We start from the raw sequence: 18,735 nt of genomic DNA on the forward strand, positions 1-18,735 counted from the left end.
TGATGCTATGTGTGGGTTTAATCAAACCTGAACCATTAATTTTGTTAGCATATGTTTACTAAATCACGCTAAACCCTTGTATATAATCAGAACATCATTCGAATTATAAAAGGGTACAACGCCGTGAAAAACCGTAACCAATACACTTATAAAAAGCCCATAATGAAGCTCAGCGTGAGTACGCTTGCTTTAGGCAGTTTACTAGCAATTGCGGGTTGTAATAATAGCCTAGTTGATAATCAACTGATAAAAGTGACAGATAACAAACCCATAGTCAGCAAGACTGAGAACACTTCGACCCCAAAGACTAATAAGGATTATATCGCTGCTGACGACTCTGCTTCAACGCCTGAAGGTGTAAAAAAAGTCGTCGACGCCAACAACCAATTCGCTATTGATTTGTATAAACAGATAAATAAGCAACCTGCACAAGCAGAGAATAACGTATTTTTCTCACCCTATAGCTTGTCTACTGCCATGGCCATGCTCTATGCCGCAGCAGAGAAAGAAACAAAGCAGCAAATCCAAAATACCTTTCATTATCCGACGCCAGCTATCCTTAATCCCAATAGTGCCGCGCTCTACAATCAATTTAACAAGCCTAATCCAAACTATGATTTAAGTACGGTTAATGACTTATGGATGCGTCAAGGCTTAAGTCCCAATCAAAGTTATTTGGATACGGTACAGCGCTATTATGGTGGTCAAGTCACCAATCTTGATTTTAAGAACAGTCCCGAGCCATCACGTCAGATTATCAATAAAACCATTGCTAAGCATACCAAGCAGATGATTCCTGAGCTGCTAGCAAAAAACAGTATCAAGCCTTCTACCGCTGCTGTATTAACCAATGCGGTTTATTTTAAAAGCGAATGGGCACAGCCTTTGGGTCTGCAAGGTAGCTCTCAGCCTTTTTATAATGCTGATGGGTCAACGTCCTCAGAAGCGATGATGTATGAAATAGCTAATTTTGATTACATGGAAGATGAGCACATACAAATGGTAGAACTGCCTTATAAAGGCGACGACCTATCAATGCTGATTGTCTTACCAAAATTAAAAGAAGCCGCCGCTATGCAAAAGCTGGTAGCTAATTTGAGTCCCACTCAAATGAATAAATGGACTGAGAAGTTGGAGAATAAAGAGATTTTTCTTGTTATGCCCAAGTTTAAATTAGAAGAAAGCTATCAGATGGAGGCGATATTGTCCAAGATGGGAATGCCGATAGCTTTTGGTAGTCGCGCTGACTTTGGTTTGTTTAATGACAAGCAGTCACTGGCAGTAGACTCTATCACTCACAAAGCCGTGGTTGAGGTTGATGAAAAAGGAACGGTTGCGGCAGCAGCAACGGGTTTTGGCATGGTTCCTGTTATGGCTACTTATGAAGCTGAACTTACAGCAGACCATCCGTTTATATTTATGATTAAAGACAATAAAACCGATGCCATATTGTTCTTAGGGCAAATGAATAAACTATAGCTTAAGGATGCAAGAAATGATGACCATAAAAATGATGCTGATACCCTTAGCAATGCTACTGACTGCTTGTCAAAGCACTTCATTGTCACAGCCTGATTTGAGTCAAACCATTAAGGTAGAGCAACACTCAGAGCCGCTAATACATTACCGTACATCAGGTATTGAGAGTTTATTTTATACCTATCCATTTGAGTTCTCTGATCTTGATAAAAGTGATGTTATGGATGAGGTAAACGTACGACTCGCCTATGAAGAAGGCTGTGTTTATCTCTATTATGGGCCGTATAAAACGATTCCTTTTTTACCACAGGGCCAAGCAAGCTGGGATGACAAGAATAAAACGCTCAAATATTTTAATGTCGTTTATGAGGTGGGCGATATCATAGAAAGCGGTGGCTATAAACTTAGGCCATCGGATCGAGAACGATATGCCAAAGAAGGCTTTGCTAATCAAGCCTCAAGTCGCTGTGATGTCAAAGAGATGATGATGTTATCCCGTTTACCCCGTGGTCAGGCGGCTAGAAAAAGCTTGTCGTAGTTCGGTATTTATGGCGCTAGAATGTCAGATGTACTTATTTACTCTTAGAGTAAGTAACTAAACTTGGCGTTTAATTGCAATCGTATTTAAAGGTGTTTAGGCAATATTTTTATTAATAGATACTAGGAGTAAATAATGATAACCCGCAATATTCGAAGCCTTTTTATAGTCCCAATTTTCGTTTTATTGAGTTTATCGGGTTGTCAAACCACAGATGTCATTGAGGGTGCAGAACTGGCCTCAGATCAACCAGATGTGACTAAATATAGTGATGGCTGGTTCTACTCTTATCCTTTTGCCTACAGTGATTTAGACAAGACAGAACTCGCTTTTAGAGATCCGAGCGTTGTCGTTTTTATAGAGTATGAGGACGGCTGTTTGTATTTTAATGATGGTCATCAGCGCACAACGCCTCTATTACCCTATGGTCATGCTATATGGAACGATGAGAAAAAGGTATTGAACTACTTTGGCAGCGATTATCACATCGGCTATAACATTGAATCACCAGGCTATATTTTAACGCCCTCTCAAAAGCATGAATTTAAAAACAAGCAAGGACAGTTTAATAGCAGAACAGGGTTTGTGACGACTCCTCGTAGCGAATGCGATACAGGTCAGATTACGTATTTATTTTCACTACCGCCAGGCGTTATAGATCCAACGCCGTTTCTTTAGATTTATATGATTCAGTGCTCTATACCAATAGAGTCGCCTACTAAAGTCCTGATAAAACCAAGCAACGAGACAAATTAATGAATAATGTAAAATTAAAAAATGGCTTATTATCAACCACTTTCGGAATTTTTATACTGCCCATTTTATTTGGCTGTACTACCTTGAAGCCCTATCAAGTAACACCAATAGCAGAAAGAACTGCCATTATCAATGAAAGTCCCTCAGATTCTCCACAACGAGACTCTAATAAATCCCTGTCCGACATATTTATTTATCTATCTACGGGCGGTCAAATGCCAGGTATCGTAAGTGGCAAATTTGTTATTAAAGATAATTGTCTTATGTTGCAAGTCGCCAAAGATAAATATATGACGCCCTTATTTCCTCCGGATAATGTCGCTTATTTAGAAGAGGAAAAAACTATCGTACTGAAGAAAGGTGTCAAAATTAAATTAGGTGAGAAAATATTTACTGGGGGCGTAACAACACCAACGACAAATCTTGAGTTTGCGACTCAAGGAGATGCCGCTTGTCTGACCGAAATAGGCATGGCTATCGATGCCGATATAATGGAAGTCTCTGAAGAGATTAAAAGGAAATTGGATACCTACTAAAAAATAGGTGAAGAAGCTGTTTCCCACTGCTTACATTCAAAATACGAGTTTTCTGTCAAAACGGAGCGCACAGATGAGAAATGCATTTTTGATTTTAACAAGCCTAATAGTCGTCGGTTGTACGACAGCTCCTGTAGCTACTCCATCTGAATCAGTGGCAATGATAAAGCCTGTTCCAGAAGTTGTAGAACCTGAGAAAACAACCAGTATCTTCACTTACGATGTTAGCCCAACTACCTATGCTCAACCTGTCGCAGCAGTCAGAGGGGTGTTTGTCTGGGAAAATGGGTGTATTTATATAATAGATGACGGCGAATATAGGACTGCTCTGTTTCCTTCACTTCCAAAAGGTATCTTTAAGTGGGATGAAGCGACTAAAACATTAGACCTTGAGGGTCATGTTTTTAAAATGGGTGATTATATAAGCACAAATGGTTCATACAAACGCTATACCCCTAACACAGTGGGTGGTGCAGATTATGAAAAACAAGGCGATAAAAAATGCTTAACACCATCTGTTGCAAAGATAGGTACTTTTTTCGATTAAAGAGCGAATAAATTAAATTGAGTATAGATAGGCACGCTTACCAAATTATACTAAACGATTGTATAGAGATGATATTAGAATGGCATCATCTTAACCCTACATTATTAGTGAAGCAGATATGAAGAATAACCAGTGTTGTTGTCCTAAAAAAGCATACGGTAATCGTGTCATGGGTGCATTGGCGGTCAGCAGCCTGTTATTGATTGTCAGTGGCTGTGATAGCACCATCAAAGAGTCTAAACCTACTGACACAGTAACCAATACCGCACCAAACTCAGACCAGTCATCCTTACCAGATAAGACTAAAAATAAGTCTGATTATAAGGCTGTTAGCAAAGATGGCTTTATTGCTGCTGATGATGACGATTCAACACCAAATGGCGTCACCCAAGTCATCACTGCCAACAATCAGTTTGCCATTGATATGTACCAGCAGATAAATGATCAACCTGACCAAGCAGATAAGAACGTATTTTTCTCGCCCTATAGTTTGTCTACTGCCATGGCCATGCTGTATGCCGCAGCCGAGGGAAAGACTAAACAGCAAATTCAAAAGACCTTTTACTATCCCTCAATGGATATTCTTAACCCTAATAGTGCCGCGCTCTATAATCAATTTAACAAACCCAATCCCGACTATAAGCTCGCCACGGTTAATGATTTATGGATGCAACAAGGGCTAACGCCCAATAAGGCATATGTAGACACCATACAACGTTATTACGGCGGTCAAGTGACCAACCTTGATTTTGAAGGCAGTCCTGATCCTTCACGCCTAATCATTAATAAAAAAATTGCTCAGCATACCAATCAGTTGATTCCTGAATTACTACCGAAGGGCAGTATCAAACCCATTACGGTCTCAGTATTAACTAACGCCGTTTATTTCAAGGGCGATTGGAAAATACCTTTTGAGGTTAAAAGCACCAGTGAGCAGCCTTTTTATAACCATACGGGCACAAGTGCTAATGTCAGAATGATGCAACTACAGTCGTATTTTAGATATAACGAGGACAAGCAGGTGCAGGTCGTGCAACTGCCTTATAAGGGCGACGACTTGTCTATGCTGGTGGTATTACCAAAATCAAAAGACAAAGCAGCCATGCAGCAGCTGATGCGTGATTTGAGCGCTGATAAGATTAAGCAATGGAGTAAAGACTTAGTAGGACAAGGGGTGAACGTTCATCTACCAAAGTTTAAGCTTGAAGAAGCCTACCAGATGAAAAATCTGCTGACGGATATGGGTATGCCAAGAGCCTTTCAAAACGGAGCTGGGTTTAACTTATTCGATAACAGCCCGCCTATAAAGATTGACGACGTTTACCACAAAGCAGTGGTTATCGTGGATGAAAAAGGAACGGAGGCGGCAGCAGCGACCGGCATTGTTGCCGATTCAACTGCGGCGTCTGCTCCACCCCCTGTGTTTAAAGCCGATCATCCGTTTATTTTTATGATTCAAGACAATAAAACCGATGCGATATTGTTCTTAGGGCAAGTGAATAAGCCTTAGTTGGAGGCAATCCAATTAGGATATGGGTGGATTAGTAAACAAAATAAAATTACAAAACATTCTTCCTCTTATATCAGCATAGAATCTCAACAATTTAGGAGTGAGTATTGTCAAATCGTCCCATTTTACTAACCGCAGTCTTAGCTCTGATATCAGTTTCAGGGTGCACTCATCAGATGTTAGAAAAACTTCCAATCGTTCAAGCAGTCGAACCAGTGGCTGTTGTGGTTAAGCAGCCGTTGCAAATTGCTACTTGGTCTCCAACTAAATATAACGGTCGATTTACAGCTATGGGTTTTGGATATTTAACTGTTGTTAATAACTGTCTTGCTATGGCTAGAGATAGTAAAGAAGTAACGACGAAAGATAATACTTATTTACTGGTACTGGCGGATACTTCCTTTTCATGGAATGCAGATAAAGAGATTCTAACCTTTGAAGGAAAGCCTTATAAGGTTGGAGATGAGCTTTATCTTGGTGGTACTGTATTTACTTACCCTAACGCTAACATTACAGATCAGATAAAAGTAAACTGGATAGAATGTGGCTTGGATAAAGGATGGCTGGGTGGGTAGCGATGAATTTATTTATCAAGCTGGTTAGATCTATTCGGTTCCCTAGTTAGGACCTGAACATCTAGCTTTGAGTTATTAGTGTCAAAGGTTTTAGTTATTAAAATAGCTACAGTGTACATTTCTAGGTACATATAGTGATGTTTTCGTGCGTAAAACTATAGTTGGTCGTAAATTTTGTCTAAGTGCTGTTTATACACCTATTGCTCGTATAAATGACATGGACTTAACCCTTTATTCTGGATACTAAAAAATGAAATATGCTATCCCAGTATTTATTTTAATTTCTTTATCAACAGTAGGATGCCAAAATCAGACTAAGGAAATTAACAACGACGAGCAAACTTCAATTAGCAATTTGAAAGTAGACGGAAATAATTCATCCAGCATACAACCAGATTTTCCATTACCGAACTATGGGGAAGTTTATATGATAGATGAAAACGGTAATACTAGAAGTGACATTGTTATGGAATATGAAGCGCGTAATGAAGGCAGGCTCACTATTAGAAACGGCTGTGTTACCTTAACATATCCTAAAGACCGTTATCCTACATCTACAGCGGCAGATGATTTTTCTAGTATGCCTATATTTCCTGGAGGATCAAAATTTATTGAAAATGGACAAGCAATAGAAGTGAATGACAAAATTTATCGAGATGGTGATTATGTTTGGATGAGTGGACGAGGAACCGTTAGAGCGTTCTGGACATCTTATCCGCTTGATATGGACTATATCCCTATACCAGATCATTGCGTTGCAGATGAATACTGGGAGGTTGGGGGCACAGGGTTGAGAATTATGGATTAATTCTAATGTCCAAAAAATACTTGCTCAATGGACAGTTCTTAGAATTAATAAAGCTTTATTTAACACATTTAAATTCATGGCTTTTTTAAAACATATAGATACAGTCTCGGTAGTGGTTGTAATAGCATAAGAAGGCTGTATACCATATGACAATAGGCGCATCTTTAATTGAGATGTCTTATCTCTAACAAGACTATTCTGTCGCGTCCTCTGGCAATTTCACAATTTGATAATCGTAGACAATACAACGAGACTCACAGGTATTATTAAGATCAGCGGGCCGCAGCTGGCTTACTACCTTCCAGTTTATCCCATCCCTTGATTTGAGTACCTGCTTGTTTTTATTGGTAACCATGAAATCCTCCGATAAGGGCGATAGCTTACTGATGTAATAATCGAATTCATTGTCATCCTTTGGCAGCTTTTTAAGCAACCATTTTTTATCACGGTAAATATAAAGATAATCTGCAGCTTGTAATAATAGGGTGTCTGAATTATGTTGTAGATTACGTGGACCAGCACTTAATAAATTTTCAGTTGATAGGCTTCGCCAATTAGCCAAGTCATTAGAAGCATAAAGAGCCATAGCGTCGCCCGTTAATAAATACTCACCTTCAAAATAGTCAGCATCATAAAAAGCAGGTACGGTTTTTATTTGTTGCTGTTGCCAGTGCTTACCATCACGACTAGTGGCCACTACACCATATTGACCCGTGACAACAAACCCTCCGTTTAGATAACGGATATTGGTAAAAGGGTTACTACCTCGCGAGTAAACCTTCTCCCAATTCACGCCATCCTTACTACGCACAATCACACCAAGAAAGTTATGTGGTGGTACGCCTTCACCTGCATTATAAAACCAACCATTAGCAAAGATTAAGCTTCTTCCTGACGTAGGTATACGTGAAGGAGTTGGTGCCCAGTCGCGTCCATTAGTTGAGATATAGGGTTGATACCCAACCTCAGCGATCACTTTGGGTGAAGTCACAGGCTTTACGAGAGATACAAATAAGCCATTTCCCTGTGCTATTAGACCTCCAGGAGCTTCGGGCATAAGCTGCCATACTACTCCTGTTGGACGAGTATCAATATTAATTGGTTCCCCTGCATCACTTAAGGTGTTTTTACTAATAGCGCTAACGCCATTGCTTTCAAATCCTGATAGCGGTTTTGGGTTGCTCGCGCAGCCAACGATTGCCGCATTAAGACTTATTATAAGAAGAATTATAAAAGCATTTATATGCATAAGAGCGCGTACTTTAAGCATGATCATATCCTATATAAAAACAATGTATCGTCGATAAATACTGGGAGGTTGGCGGCATAGGGCTAAGTCTTATGGATTAAGTAGAATATCTTAATAAATGTTAATTCGAATTCCAACGTTCAATGCTTATCAAATTTTCAGTTAAGCATTGAGGTTGTCCTTTAGTTATAAACGTACCAACATACTTTCTTTCTATAGGGACAGCTGAAATCTCTAACGTTTCGCCTATAATTATTTTTTTACCCTCTAAAATTATCTGAGTATCACCTTCTTTATACTTAGTATATTTTGCCGGAAATATAGGTGTATACAGCTTATTATCCAATTGAAATAATAGGCATCTATTATTCAGAACAAACTTGCCTATCGCAAAATACGCTATTGCTGGCTGAGGGTATTTGGATTCTTTATAGTAAGTAAACATTCCACTCGGTAAATCCAACCCTTCTTGATCATAATCAAAGCTACTGGCATCGTCTTTTAGGTTGGTTGCTAAAGCGCAGCCCGTTAAACAATAAGATATCAGCGTTATCACTATTATTTTTTTCATCGGTTTGCTTTCCTTAGATATAAAAGTATTTATTCAACTTTGAGCTTGATCTCCGAGTATGGCCATCATACATATGATTGACCATATAAATACTGCCTGTTTTTCCAGAATTGTTGACCTATGACGCCAATTTACTCTATTCGTTTAAACAAGTCCTATAAATTTATTAGCATTTGTTTACTAAATAATTTTACATCCCTGTATATAATCAAAGCATCATTCAAATATCAAAAGTATAAAATATTATGAATAACCACAAACCAATCAAATCCATAACGAACAAGCATATCGTCGGTAGTCTTGCCCTTAGTGGCTTATTGTTGGCCATTACTGGCTGTAATAATAGCCTTGTGAATAACAAAGCCACCCAACCAGTCACTAACATACCCTCTTTGCCAGACAAGAATAAAGACCAATCGGACTCTAAAGTCGATAGCAAAGATGTCCCTAATACTGCAGACGACTCTACTTCAACGCCTGAAGGTATAAACACCGTAGTCAATGCTAATAACCAATTCGCAGTGGCCATGTATCAACAGCTAAATGGTCAATCAAAGCAAGTGGACGCTAACGTATTTTTCTCACCTTATAGCCTAACCAGTGCTGTAGCCATGTTGTATGCCGCAGCGGAGGGCGACACCAAAGCGCAAATTCAAAAAACCTTTTACTATCCGTCTTTACCCATTCTGAACCCAAACAGTGCCGCCCTCTATAATCAATTTAACAAACCCAGCCCAAACTATAAATTGAACACCATTAATGACTTATGGCTGCAAAAGGGTCGTATTCCCAACCAAGCCTATGTCGATACGGTAAAACGCTACTATGGTGGACAGATCAACACGCTTGATTTTAAAAATAATACCGAAGCATCTCGTCAAGTTATTAATGACAAGATAGCCAAACATACCAACCAGATGATTCCTGAACTGCTATCAAAAGACAGTATTAAAACAAATACTTCGGCAGTATTGACCAATGCGGTTTATTTTAAAGCTGATTGGAGAAGTCGTTTCTGGGGTAGTGTTATTAAGCCTTTTTATCATTATGAGGATAAAAAAATGGTCACGATGATGTACCAAAGCTCATCGTTTGGCTATAGCGAAAATGATCAACTGCAAGTCGTAGAGCTGCCTTATAAAGGCAATGAATTATCGATGTTAGTCATTTTACCTAAATCTAAAACTAGGTCAGCTATGCAAAAACTGGTAAAAGAGCTAACTAGTGAGCAAATCAAGCAATGGACTGGTGCTTTAAAAACTAAAGAGGTCAATCTAAAACTACCAATGTTTAAAATAGATGAAGGCTATCCAATGAGGACACTACTGACAGATATGGGAATGCCAAGCGTCTTTGGGAGTCAAGCTAAGTTTAACGTGTTTAAAGACAGTTCACCCATCGCCATTGACGATATTCATCATCAAGCAGTTATCGACGTTAATGAAATAGGAACAGAGGCAGCAGCAGCGACAGGTGTCGTTGCAGTAGATATATCTGGTTCTATGGTTCCACCAGTAGAGTTTGAAGCCGATCACCCGTTTATGTTTATGATTAAAGACAATAAAACCGATGCGATATTGTTTTTGGGTCAGGTGAATAAGCCTTAATTTCAGGTAATCCAATTAGGATACGGGTAGATTCATGCACCAATGAAGCTTTCAATCCGACATCTTGTTTACACGTGCAAAGAATCTCAAAAGCTCAGGAGCAGCATTGCTAAATCATCTCGTTTTACTCACTGCACTTTTAGCACTCCTATCATTTTCAGGTTGCGCCAATCAGAGCTTAGAGAATCCTAGAGTTTTTCCTGCAGATTACCAGTGATTATAGAAGTTAAGCAGCTGTTACAAATTGCCACTTGGTCTCCCAATAAATATAACGGTCAATTTACAGCTATGGGTTCTGGATATTTGACAGTTGTTAATAACTGTCTTGCTATATCTAGAGATAATGAGGTGACGACCAAAAATAATACTTATTTACTGGTGCTAGCGGACACTTCTTTTTCTTAGGATGCGGATACAGAGACTCTTACCTTTGAAGAAAAGCCTTATAAAATTGGAGATGAGCTTTATCTTGGCGGTACTGTATTTTTTTATCCTAACGCGAATATTACCGATAAAATAAAAGTAAACTGGATAGATTGTGGTTTAGATAAAGGGTGGCTTGGTGGCTGAGCTGGATAGACCATTACTTAAACTTTAGAAGCTGATTTTCCAGATAGCTTTAATAGATAAGTTATTTAAAAACGGTAATCTAAATAATAAACACGAAAACCTATGTGTAATTATTCAACATCTATTAAATATAAATGTTGAATTATTCCACATTTTTATTGACCAAAATGTGGAATATAGCTTGTATAAAATGTCTTGAATTACGCTAAATGTCATAGCTGCTTATTAATTATATCCCTTGCTATATATAGTATCACAGGTTAATATACTTTAAGATCTCTTTAAGTAATTTAGTGGTTCTAGCCTGTCACGCCGGGGGTCGCGGGTTCGAGTCCCGTCCGCTGCGCCACATTTAAAACGAATTTAAACTGTAAAGTTTAAGCAAGTTTCGCCTCAAGTATTAAGTTACTTGGGGTTTTTTTGTTTTTATACTGTTAGAGTAAATTACATATTGATTGTTTTAGATGTGTTATAAAGTTAGCCGGTCTTCAATATCAATGGTAGCCTAAACCGTTGAAGTTTCATGCCGCTATTTTCATTACTGCAACTTACCCAAAATATTTTAGTTAGCAGTGCCCAGTAAATGTTTGGTTAGTATATAGTTGTATGTAAAGACAAAAGTTTAAAAAAGTGAGTACTTTATGAAGCGCGCCAATCAGTTACAACCATTATCACGTCAACATCATCTTGGTCTTAACCTCTCTCACCATGCTAAAGCGTGTATTGATGACCCTAAAGAAATAACTAAGCATTGGCAGATTCTGTCGTCTTACCTTCATGATATGCAATATCACTTTCGAGTTGAAGATAATTTAATTGTCAAGGCTTTACTGCCTTATCAATCTACCCAGCCTGAGGTTGCATCCGTACTGGATACCCTTGAAAAGCAGCATAAGCTGCTGAACGAGGCGACTGGTAACGTTCAAATGCCTAAAGAAATCGGCACTAACCATAACTCTGTGATAGAGGTTACCGTAACCCAAGTCAGACAACTTGCCAATATATTATACGATCATGTTCGTTTTGAAGAACGTGAGCTATTTCCTATCGTAGAAAAATACCTAACTAAAGATGAGTTAGATGCGATTTACAAGGCGAGCCCAGATAAGATTAAGCATTTAGATGAGCAGCGATAAGTTAGTGATTGAAGAGTAATATAAAGTATAGAGCATTCTTAATTAATAATATTTAAGAAATATTCTATTTTAAATTTAAGCCTGTTCGAACCTGTTGTAATGATAGGTTCAAGATAGTTGCAGACGCATTTTAGAGCTGAATGGTTCATAATGAATGCTATCAACATAATGCCTTAATGTGTTCGACCCATCGATAATGCTTTCTAAAAGCGGCATTGAGCTGAGCTACACACATATATATTTGTAGGCTTTGGTAGAGTAACAAGCCATGCTTCACTAAGGACTTGCTTAATAGCCTCAAGTTAGTGTTTAGCGACGATAGGATAGGGCTTTGGTAGAATTTGTAAGACACAGAGCTTATAGCTGATGCCAGTGCCGTTTGTTAACGTTCTAGCTTTTAGTTGGTTTCACTAAACGTATCTAAAATTTTAGGATTTTAATGAATTTATTCTAGTAAAGTATTTTGGTTATGACAAGAAAAATGAATAGTGATAAAGTTATTATCAAGCTTGATTTTTCTTACAGTTCAATATAGTAACAATATTAACCCATAAAAAAACCTCAAACGCTTCAAACACCTGAGGTTTTTTCGAATAATATTAGAAATATCATACAGCTAAAAAATTTAGTACTAATCAACAATAAGCAATATTTAATAATGTAGCTTAATATTAAATCTCTTGATAACTAGACTACTATATAAACTAGACTCCCGAATAATAGGTGACTCTGTCATCACGTAAAAAACCAGCCAACCCTAAACCGTAGCGCTGCGCAACACGCACTGCTGTACTGGTAGGTGCGGACATACCAACCAACCAAGGTATCTGGATACGAATAGATTTTTGTACCAGCTCAATCGATAAGCGTGAGGTCATGATGACGTACTCAACATCTACCTTATGGCGTAGTTTCCAACCGATAAGTTTATCGAGCGCATTGTGCCGTCCTACGTCCTCAAACAGATACAGATGCTCATCATGCATGGTTGCTGCGGCATGCACAGCACCGGTTAATTGATGGGTATGTTGGCTAGCATCAACTTTTGCTCGCATTTTTAGTAAGCTATCAAGGCCGGGCTTAGTTGTCATCATAGGTGGCTTGTGCTCTAAATAACTGCTCAAATCTGGCAGTGCTTGAGTTAACCCTGTGATACCGCACATTCCGCAGCCTGTACGCCCTGCCAGCTGACGTTTTTGTGCTTGAATACGTTGATGGCAGCGCTGACTCAATACTAATTCTACGATATAAACATCATAATCTAGCAACTGATCAAAGGCTATAGAGGCATTGGCCTCATCAATTGAGTCTTCAGTGAACTTTTTAAAACTGGCTCTATCGGTCAGCTGCGTAACCTCCCAATCTAACAACTCATAACTGTGCTGAATCAAGCCTTCACTAAATAAAAACCCAATAGCCAGATAGTCAAGCTGGCTGGGACTGGCCATCAGTACCGCATAGTGAATACCATTGATAATAATAGATATAGCCGCTTCTACCGCTAGGCTTGCCGACTTACTATCAATATGAATATCATCAACGCTATCTGTATCTATAACATTTTGACTGTGCTTATTTGATAGATAGTAATGCTTTTGTGCCACGTGGTTACGTGCCAGCGGTGTTGCCAATGACTCTACTGGCACAAGCACGTCATCCGTTAGGAGTTCATGACTATATGGAGCGCTATATTGGGAGTTATATTCAGCTATCATAAGTGCTCGCTATCTAGTTTTGGCATCGGCATAGTCGTGTTAGTTGCCCTTTTGGATGTTATTCAAGCAGCGTTTAGCAATGCTGACTACGCAGAAGCCACAAGCTCATCAGCACTCACGCGTTCTAAAACGACCGTTAACGACTTATATGACGGTATTCTGGAGTCTGGGGCATGAGTGTCTAAGTCGATTAAATCATTACACTCAGGATAATAAGTGGCAACTGCATTGGCAGCAATATCCATCTCAGTCAATATTAGCGGTCCCAGCGTACGCTGCTGACCCTTGCTGTCTTGACGTAATACTCTAACGGTATCACCTTTTTGCCAACCTAGACGCCTCATCTCATCCGGATGCATAAACAAAACATCACGACGATCCGTTTGGCGGTAGCGATCTTGGAAGCCAAATATCATCGTGTTGAATTGGTCATGGCTACGAACACTGGTTAATTGCCAAATCGCTTGTTCACTAGATTGAGCCTGATTCTGAGAGTCATCTATAGAAATACTTTGAGCATCGTTAACATCACTATTAAGGGAGTTTGCATGTTTAGAATCTGCTACAAGCTTCGATGTTCTCTCTGCCATTTGGGTTGCGACATAGGTAATCGGATATTTTGGTACTTCGAACTGGGCTTTGCCGCTTTCGGTATGCCATTCACGATGACGGGCAGGATGATATAGATAAAAGCCACGATCTTCGGCACGAATACGCTGGTTAAAATCTTCAAAACCCTCAATCGCTTGAGCGATATAGTCACGAGTTACATCAAAATCTGCACCCATCGCTTGCCAAGGAATTTTGGACTCAGATCCAAATAAATGGGTGGCAATATCGGCCACAATCTGCGCCTCAGATTTTAGGGTTTTGCTAATAGGATTTAGGCGACCTTGGGTGGCCACAATCTTACACATGGAATCCTCAATCGTCGCGAACTGTTCACCTTTAGTCGTGATTAGGCGCTCTGTACGACTGACGCAAGGCAGAATTAAATTGTCTACCCCTGGATACAACATGGTTTCATTAAGTTTAGTAGCCACAAAGACATTAAGTTGATTGCTCGTTAATGCTTGCTGAATAGCACTAGTATCAGGTGCTGCAACCGCATAGTTACCGCCCATACTCATAAAGGCTTTAATCTTACCTTCAATGAGAGCTTTTGCGCCATTGATGACATCAAAGCCATCTTCTTGAGGCATTGGATGGTTGAAGGTTTTTTCCATGCTATCAAGCAGGCTTTGAGATGGGCGCTCATGAATGCCCATAGTCCGATCCCCTTGGACGTTAGAATGCCCACGCACCGGCGAAGCGCCGCCACCATCAATACCTATCATGCCCATTAGCAACAATAGATTGGTAATCATCGCAACATTATCATCGCCTTGGACATGTTGGGTAATACCCATACCCCAAGTACAAATTGTGCCCGGACTCTCAGCGACAAGACGCGCAATGCTAATGATCTCTTCTTTACTAATACCGCAGCCACGTACGACATCTTCCCAAGATTGCTGACGCAACCAAGTGTCCAAAGCTTCATAGCCTGAGGTATGGGTGTTTATAAAGTCACTATTAACTTTACCGTTTTTGGTGAGCCATTTTGCCATACCAGTCAAGAGTGCCGCGTCACCACCGATTTGGATTTGAATCACGTCATCAACCATGTCATCACTATTACCTAACAGATGGGTAGGCTTTTGCGGATTTCTAAAGGCTTTCAGACCTTGTTCGCGCATAGGATTAACGGACAGGATACGGCAACCTTGCTTGTGCGCATGAGCAAGCATCTCTAACATGCGCGGGTGATTGGTTGCTGGGTTTTGTCCAAACATAATAATGAGCTTGGCCTGCTCAAAATCTTCTAAGATAACGGTTGCTTTGCCTAAGCCTAACTGCTTTCCTAGCATCACTGAGGTAGGCTCATGACACATATTAGAGCAATCAGGTAAATTATTAGTACCAAAACAGCGCACCAGCAACTGATACATAAACGCCGGCTCATTAGTCACACGTCCTGAGGTATAGAACATGGCTTCATCGGGTGAATCAAGCTTTTTCAATTGCTCAGCAATACGGACATAAGCATTTTCCCAAGAGATAGGCACATAGCGATCTTGTGCCGCATCGTAGTGCATAGGTTCCGATAAGCGACCGCTGTGTTCCAGTTCGTAGCCAGTCCACCCTTGCAACTCTGTGACGGTATGTCTGGCAAAAAACTTAGCATCTGTACGTATCGACATGGCTTCACTAGCCAACACTTTGATACCAGTCTCACAGACATCCAGTGCTTTATGCGACTTATGATCTGGCCACGCGCAACCTGGACAATCAAAACCACCTTTGGGTTGGTTGCTACTTAATACACTCAAACTACCCCGCAAAAATGCTTGGTAATCCATAAGCTTACGAGCAGAAGAAATCAGTGCAGACCAACCAGCAGCAGGGTGCTTATAAATAGGAATTTTGCGCATGATAGACCTTAATATAGAAATGATAATAAATGAATTATATTTAATAATATTAAATGATATTTGCAGAATAACCAGTAAAAAAATGCAACTTTACAGTATGGTTACTTTTATACTCACAGATAAATGACAAAAACCTCAAGTCTATTAAGGACTTGAGGTTTTTTTGAAAATGGCATTATTAGATTATTTTATGAGAGTATAAGTTTATGAAGCTCTACGCATCAATAACGCGCATCTTTTGGTCTTTTAGTGGTTGGCCAATCGCCATCTTTTTTGGCAAAGTCAGGACGTGGCTGATGCGTAAAGAACTCAGCCACATCAACAGCATCTTGGTCACTTAAGACATTACCATGGCCCCATAAACCTTGGGTTTGGATACCCATTGGCATGTTATATTTGACAAAGGCCGCCGCCTTATAAGTCCGTGCCATACCAGCACCGATGTTAAAGGATTCATCACCCCAGAGTGGTGGGAAGACGATATCGCCACGGCTGTCTTTAATACCTTCGCCGTTATCACCATGACAAGTGGCGCACTGTGCATGATAAATCTTTTCGCCGTGTACGGGATCAGGTATTAATGATTCGTCAACTTTACCGGCGTTATCAATATTAACCTTTTGGGCTTTCGGCGTCTTTTGCGCGAGCCATTCCATATAAGCCAAAATCGCGAGCATCTCAGGGGACTCAGGCTTTAAGGGTTTACCGTTCATAGAGCGCTGGAAACAGCCGTTAATGCGTTTGGTTAAATCAATCTCTACACCGGCACGTGGCATCACGCGCGGATAAAAGTTGGCACTATTAATGTACGGATCGCCAAGTGGGATTTTGCCTTGTGCGATATGACAGCTGTTACAGTTCATCTCAGCGCCAACATGCTCTGGTAATAAGCGCTTAGTTTCGTTTAATAAGCGCTTACCATAGATGATTTGTTCAGCGTTGGGCTCATCAGCAATTGAGGTATCTTGTGGTAATACATAAGAGCCGATATCCTCATTAGCATCGTCAGCAGTTACGAGCCTATATTCAACTGGGTTGCGCTCGGTAGGTTCAGGTTGCGAGCAACCACTGATACTGATAGTAAATATAGCGGCAGTTAGCACCGCTATAGAAAACCTGCGAGAGGCAGCACCTGCAACATCGGCTAAGCTAAGTAAGTTACGTGAGTCGTTATTCATTATTTTGCTCCTTTTGCTGCAGCAGTTATGCTTAGGTCTGGGGCAACGTCGGTGCCTGTTTTTGGTTTTTTGGCGAGGAAGGCACGCATTTTTACCACATCGTTAACCGAAATTTCAGGCGCTTGATTGGTCCAACTATTACGCACATAGTTGACCACTTCTGCGATATCAGCATCGGCTAGATTGGTAAACTCTGGCATGGTAAAGGCCATGCGGTCGTGCGGTGTCTCAGGCATACGGCCACCACCTAAGGTGATTTGCAACACAGAGTCAGCGTTACGAGCATATACCGCGCTATTGCCATCTAATGCTGGGAAGATGCGTGGCACCCCTTTACCATCAGCGCGGTGACAAACGGTGCAATATTCTACATATAACAACGCGCCACGTGAATCATAATTACCATCTAATAGTTTTTGCGTGGTGACGTCTTTTTTCACGGGCAGCGTCACTTCTTTATTAGGAGCAGGCGTTAGCGTTTTTAGATAGGACGACATGGCATTCAAATCATTATCAGTCATATATTGGGTGCTGTGCTCGACGACTTCAGCCATTGCGCCAAAAGCAGCAGTGGTATCGGTACGACCCGTTTTAAAGAAGTCGTTAAGCTCAGAGACATTCCAAGTACCTAAACCACGATGCTCACCGCGAATACTTTTTGCGCGCCAGCCATCAATGACGGCACCGCTTAGGTATTCTTCAGAATCCGCGTTGGTTAAGGCGATTTCTTGGAAGCCAATACCGCGCTCAGTGTGACAAGAGCCGCAATGACCTGGGCCTTCGACTAGATATTGACCACGAGCCAACACGGCATCATCAGTTTCTGGAACGAAATCGCGCTTACGGTCAAACAGTACTTGCCAATAAGCGAGCGGCCAGCGCCAGTTTGCAATCGGTGGTAGCTCACTTTTTATATTAGGCGCATTCACCGCTTTGACGTCTGACATAAAATAGGCGTACATCGCCGCCATGTCATCGTCCGGCATGATTTGATAAGAAGGGTACGGCATAGCAGGGTATAATGCGCTATTGTCACTACGAACACCGTGCTTGACGGCATTTTTGAATTCATTAAAGGTGTAGTTACCAATACCGGTTGCTTTATCTGGAGTGATATTGGTTGAATAAATGGCACCAAGCGGGGTCAGCATAGGCAAGCCACCAGCATAATCTTCGCCGCCAAGCACGGTATGACAAGCGACACAGTCAGCGGTACGTGCGACGTATTGGCCTTGTTTGATTAAAGCAGGGTCAGTAATATTGACTTCGATGTCGCTATTAGTGGTGCGCATATTCGGCAGTAGTTGCCCAATAATAAAGGCAAGTATCAGCCCGATAACTGCTGCAATAAGAATAATTAATGGCCACTTTTTCACAAGCCCGCCCTCCGTAATGAGATGTTTGCTGTTCTTATTATTAACGCTTGATATAAAAGGCTATTTACTTAAGCGTAGCTAATGACAAGATACAATCTTGCTATATAGTA

General features: G+C 40.5%; 16 protein-coding genes. 10 read left to right on the forward strand and 6 right to left on the reverse strand.

Going from position 1 to position 18,735, the window contains the following annotated elements; translation table 11 throughout:
- The first annotated feature begins 123 nt into the window (after positions 1 to 123).
- From ES754_RS00815 to ES754_RS00850, 8 genes are all read left to right on the forward strand, one after another.
- Entirely contained in the window at positions 124 to 1,479 is a 1,356-nt protein-coding gene (locus ES754_RS00815) for a serpin family protein (protein ID WP_147221175.1), read from the forward strand.
- 16 nt (positions 1,480 to 1,495) lie between these two features.
- On the forward strand, positions 1,496 to 2,017 hold the full coding sequence (locus ES754_RS00820; protein ID WP_147221177.1) for a hypothetical protein: 522 nt from the start codon (positions 1,496 to 1,498) through the stop codon (positions 2,015 to 2,017).
- A 135-nt stretch (positions 2,018 to 2,152) separates the two neighbouring features.
- Positions 2,153 to 2,695, forward strand: a complete 543-nt coding sequence (locus ES754_RS00825) for a hypothetical protein (protein WP_147221179.1) — start codon at positions 2,153 to 2,155, stop codon at positions 2,693 to 2,695.
- A 77-nt stretch (positions 2,696 to 2,772) separates the two neighbouring features.
- Positions 2,773 to 3,309, forward strand: a complete 537-nt coding sequence (locus ES754_RS00830; protein ID WP_147221181.1) for a hypothetical protein — start codon at positions 2,773 to 2,775, stop codon at positions 3,307 to 3,309.
- Between the two features lie 73 nt (positions 3,310 to 3,382).
- Positions 3,383 to 3,856: a hypothetical protein gene (locus ES754_RS00835; protein ID WP_147221183.1), complete on the forward strand. Its 474-nt coding sequence runs from the start codon at positions 3,383 to 3,385 to the stop codon at positions 3,854 to 3,856.
- A gap of 118 nt (positions 3,857 to 3,974) precedes the next feature.
- Positions 3,975 to 5,366, forward strand: coding sequence for a serpin family protein (locus tag ES754_RS00840; protein WP_147221185.1), 1,392 nt, complete (start codon positions 3,975 to 3,977; stop codon positions 5,364 to 5,366).
- Between the two features lie 107 nt (positions 5,367 to 5,473).
- Positions 5,474 to 5,941: a hypothetical protein gene (locus tag ES754_RS00845; RefSeq protein ID WP_147221187.1), complete on the forward strand. Its 468-nt coding sequence runs from the start codon at positions 5,474 to 5,476 to the stop codon at positions 5,939 to 5,941.
- A gap of 250 nt (positions 5,942 to 6,191) precedes the next feature.
- A complete protein-coding gene (locus ES754_RS00850; protein WP_147221189.1) occupies positions 6,192 to 6,749 on the forward strand; it encodes a hypothetical protein in 558 nt (185 codons plus the stop codon).
- A 193-nt stretch (positions 6,750 to 6,942) separates the two neighbouring features.
- Here the strand turns inward: ES754_RS00850 and ES754_RS00855 are convergent, their stop codons facing one another.
- Both ES754_RS00855 and ES754_RS00860 read right to left on the reverse strand, forming a co-directional pair.
- Positions 6,943 to 8,019 carry a WD40/YVTN/BNR-like repeat-containing protein gene (locus tag ES754_RS00855; RefSeq protein WP_147221190.1) on the reverse strand — a complete coding sequence of 359 codons (1,077 nt, stop codon included), beginning with the start codon at positions 8,017 to 8,019 and terminating at the stop codon, positions 6,943 to 6,945.
- A 100-nt stretch (positions 8,020 to 8,119) separates the two neighbouring features.
- Positions 8,120 to 8,569 (reverse strand): hypothetical protein, encoded by a 450-nt coding sequence (locus ES754_RS00860; protein WP_147221192.1) that lies wholly within the window; start codon positions 8,567 to 8,569, stop codon positions 8,120 to 8,122.
- Between the two features lie 245 nt (positions 8,570 to 8,814).
- On the opposite strand from ES754_RS00860, the gene ES754_RS00865 reads away from it, so the two are divergent.
- Together ES754_RS00865 and ES754_RS00870 are read left to right on the forward strand one after the other, a co-directional pair.
- The gene (locus ES754_RS00865; RefSeq protein ID WP_147221194.1) at positions 8,815 to 10,176 is read left to right on the forward strand and encodes a serpin family protein; all 1,362 of its coding nucleotides are present in this window, start codon (positions 8,815 to 8,817) and stop codon (positions 10,174 to 10,176) included.
- 1,211 nt (positions 10,177 to 11,387) lie between these two features.
- Positions 11,388 to 11,882 (forward strand): hemerythrin domain-containing protein, encoded by a 495-nt coding sequence (locus ES754_RS00870; protein ID WP_147221196.1) that lies wholly within the window; start codon positions 11,388 to 11,390, stop codon positions 11,880 to 11,882.
- 704 nt (positions 11,883 to 12,586) lie between these two features.
- Here ES754_RS00870 and fdhD read toward each other — a convergent pair.
- From fdhD to ES754_RS00890, 4 genes are all read right to left on the reverse strand, one after another.
- On the reverse strand, positions 12,587 to 13,597 hold the full coding sequence (gene fdhD / locus ES754_RS00875) for a formate dehydrogenase accessory sulfurtransferase FdhD (protein WP_147221198.1): 1,011 nt from the start codon (positions 13,595 to 13,597) through the stop codon (positions 12,587 to 12,589).
- 86 nt (positions 13,598 to 13,683) lie between these two features.
- A complete protein-coding gene (locus ES754_RS00880; RefSeq protein ID WP_147221200.1) occupies positions 13,684 to 16,071 on the reverse strand; it encodes an FdhF/YdeP family oxidoreductase in 2,388 nt (795 codons plus the stop codon).
- Between the two features lie 221 nt (positions 16,072 to 16,292).
- Positions 16,293 to 17,249 carry a c-type cytochrome gene (locus ES754_RS00885; RefSeq protein WP_147221202.1) on the reverse strand — a complete coding sequence of 319 codons (957 nt, stop codon included), beginning with the start codon at positions 17,247 to 17,249 and terminating at the stop codon, positions 16,293 to 16,295.
- Positions 17,249 to 18,625 (reverse strand): cytochrome c, encoded by a 1,377-nt coding sequence (locus ES754_RS00890; RefSeq protein WP_147221203.1) that lies wholly within the window; start codon positions 18,623 to 18,625, stop codon positions 17,249 to 17,251. The genes ES754_RS00885 and ES754_RS00890 overlap by 1 nt, the downstream gene beginning before the upstream one ends.
- Between the last annotated feature and the right edge of the window lie 110 nt (positions 18,626 to 18,735).

It is taken from the genome of Psychrobacter frigidicola, assembly GCF_007997305.1.
GTDB classification, from domain to species: domain Bacteria; phylum Pseudomonadota; class Gammaproteobacteria; order Pseudomonadales; family Moraxellaceae; genus Psychrobacter; species Psychrobacter frigidicola.

Bases quoted from the DNA above. Each gene is read 5' to 3' on its own strand.
- ES754_RS00885 (WP_147221202.1), bottom strand. From the start codon at position 17,249: ATGAATAACGACTCACGTAACTTACTTAGCTTAGCCGATGTTGCAGGT.
- ES754_RS00865 (WP_147221194.1), top strand. From the start codon at position 8,815: ATGAATAACCACAAACCAATCAAATCCATAACGAACAAGCATATCGTC.
- ES754_RS00835 (WP_147221183.1), top strand. From the start codon at position 3,383: ATGAGAAATGCATTTTTGATTTTAACAAGCCTAATAGTCGTCGGTTGT.
- fdhD (WP_147221198.1), bottom strand. From the start codon at position 13,597: ATGATAGCTGAATATAACTCCCAATATAGCGCTCCATATAGTCATGAA.
- ES754_RS00850 (WP_147221189.1), top strand. From the start codon at position 6,192: ATGAAATATGCTATCCCAGTATTTATTTTAATTTCTTTATCAACAGTA.
- ES754_RS00860 (WP_147221192.1), bottom strand. From the start codon at position 8,569: ATGAAAAAAATAATAGTGATAACGCTGATATCTTATTGTTTAACGGGC.
- ES754_RS00820 (WP_147221177.1), top strand. From the start codon at position 1,496: ATGATGACCATAAAAATGATGCTGATACCCTTAGCAATGCTACTGACT.
- ES754_RS00825 (WP_147221179.1), top strand. From the start codon at position 2,153: ATGATAACCCGCAATATTCGAAGCCTTTTTATAGTCCCAATTTTCGTT.
- ES754_RS00870 (WP_147221196.1), top strand. From the start codon at position 11,388: ATGAAGCGCGCCAATCAGTTACAACCATTATCACGTCAACATCATCTT.
- ES754_RS00855 (WP_147221190.1), bottom strand. From the start codon at position 8,019: ATGCTTAAAGTACGCGCTCTTATGCATATAAATGCTTTTATAATTCTT.
- ES754_RS00830 (WP_147221181.1), top strand. From the start codon at position 2,773: ATGAATAATGTAAAATTAAAAAATGGCTTATTATCAACCACTTTCGGA.
- ES754_RS00880 (WP_147221200.1), bottom strand. From the start codon at position 16,071: ATGCGCAAAATTCCTATTTATAAGCACCCTGCTGCTGGTTGGTCTGCA.
- ES754_RS00840 (WP_147221185.1), top strand. From the start codon at position 3,975: ATGAAGAATAACCAGTGTTGTTGTCCTAAAAAAGCATACGGTAATCGT.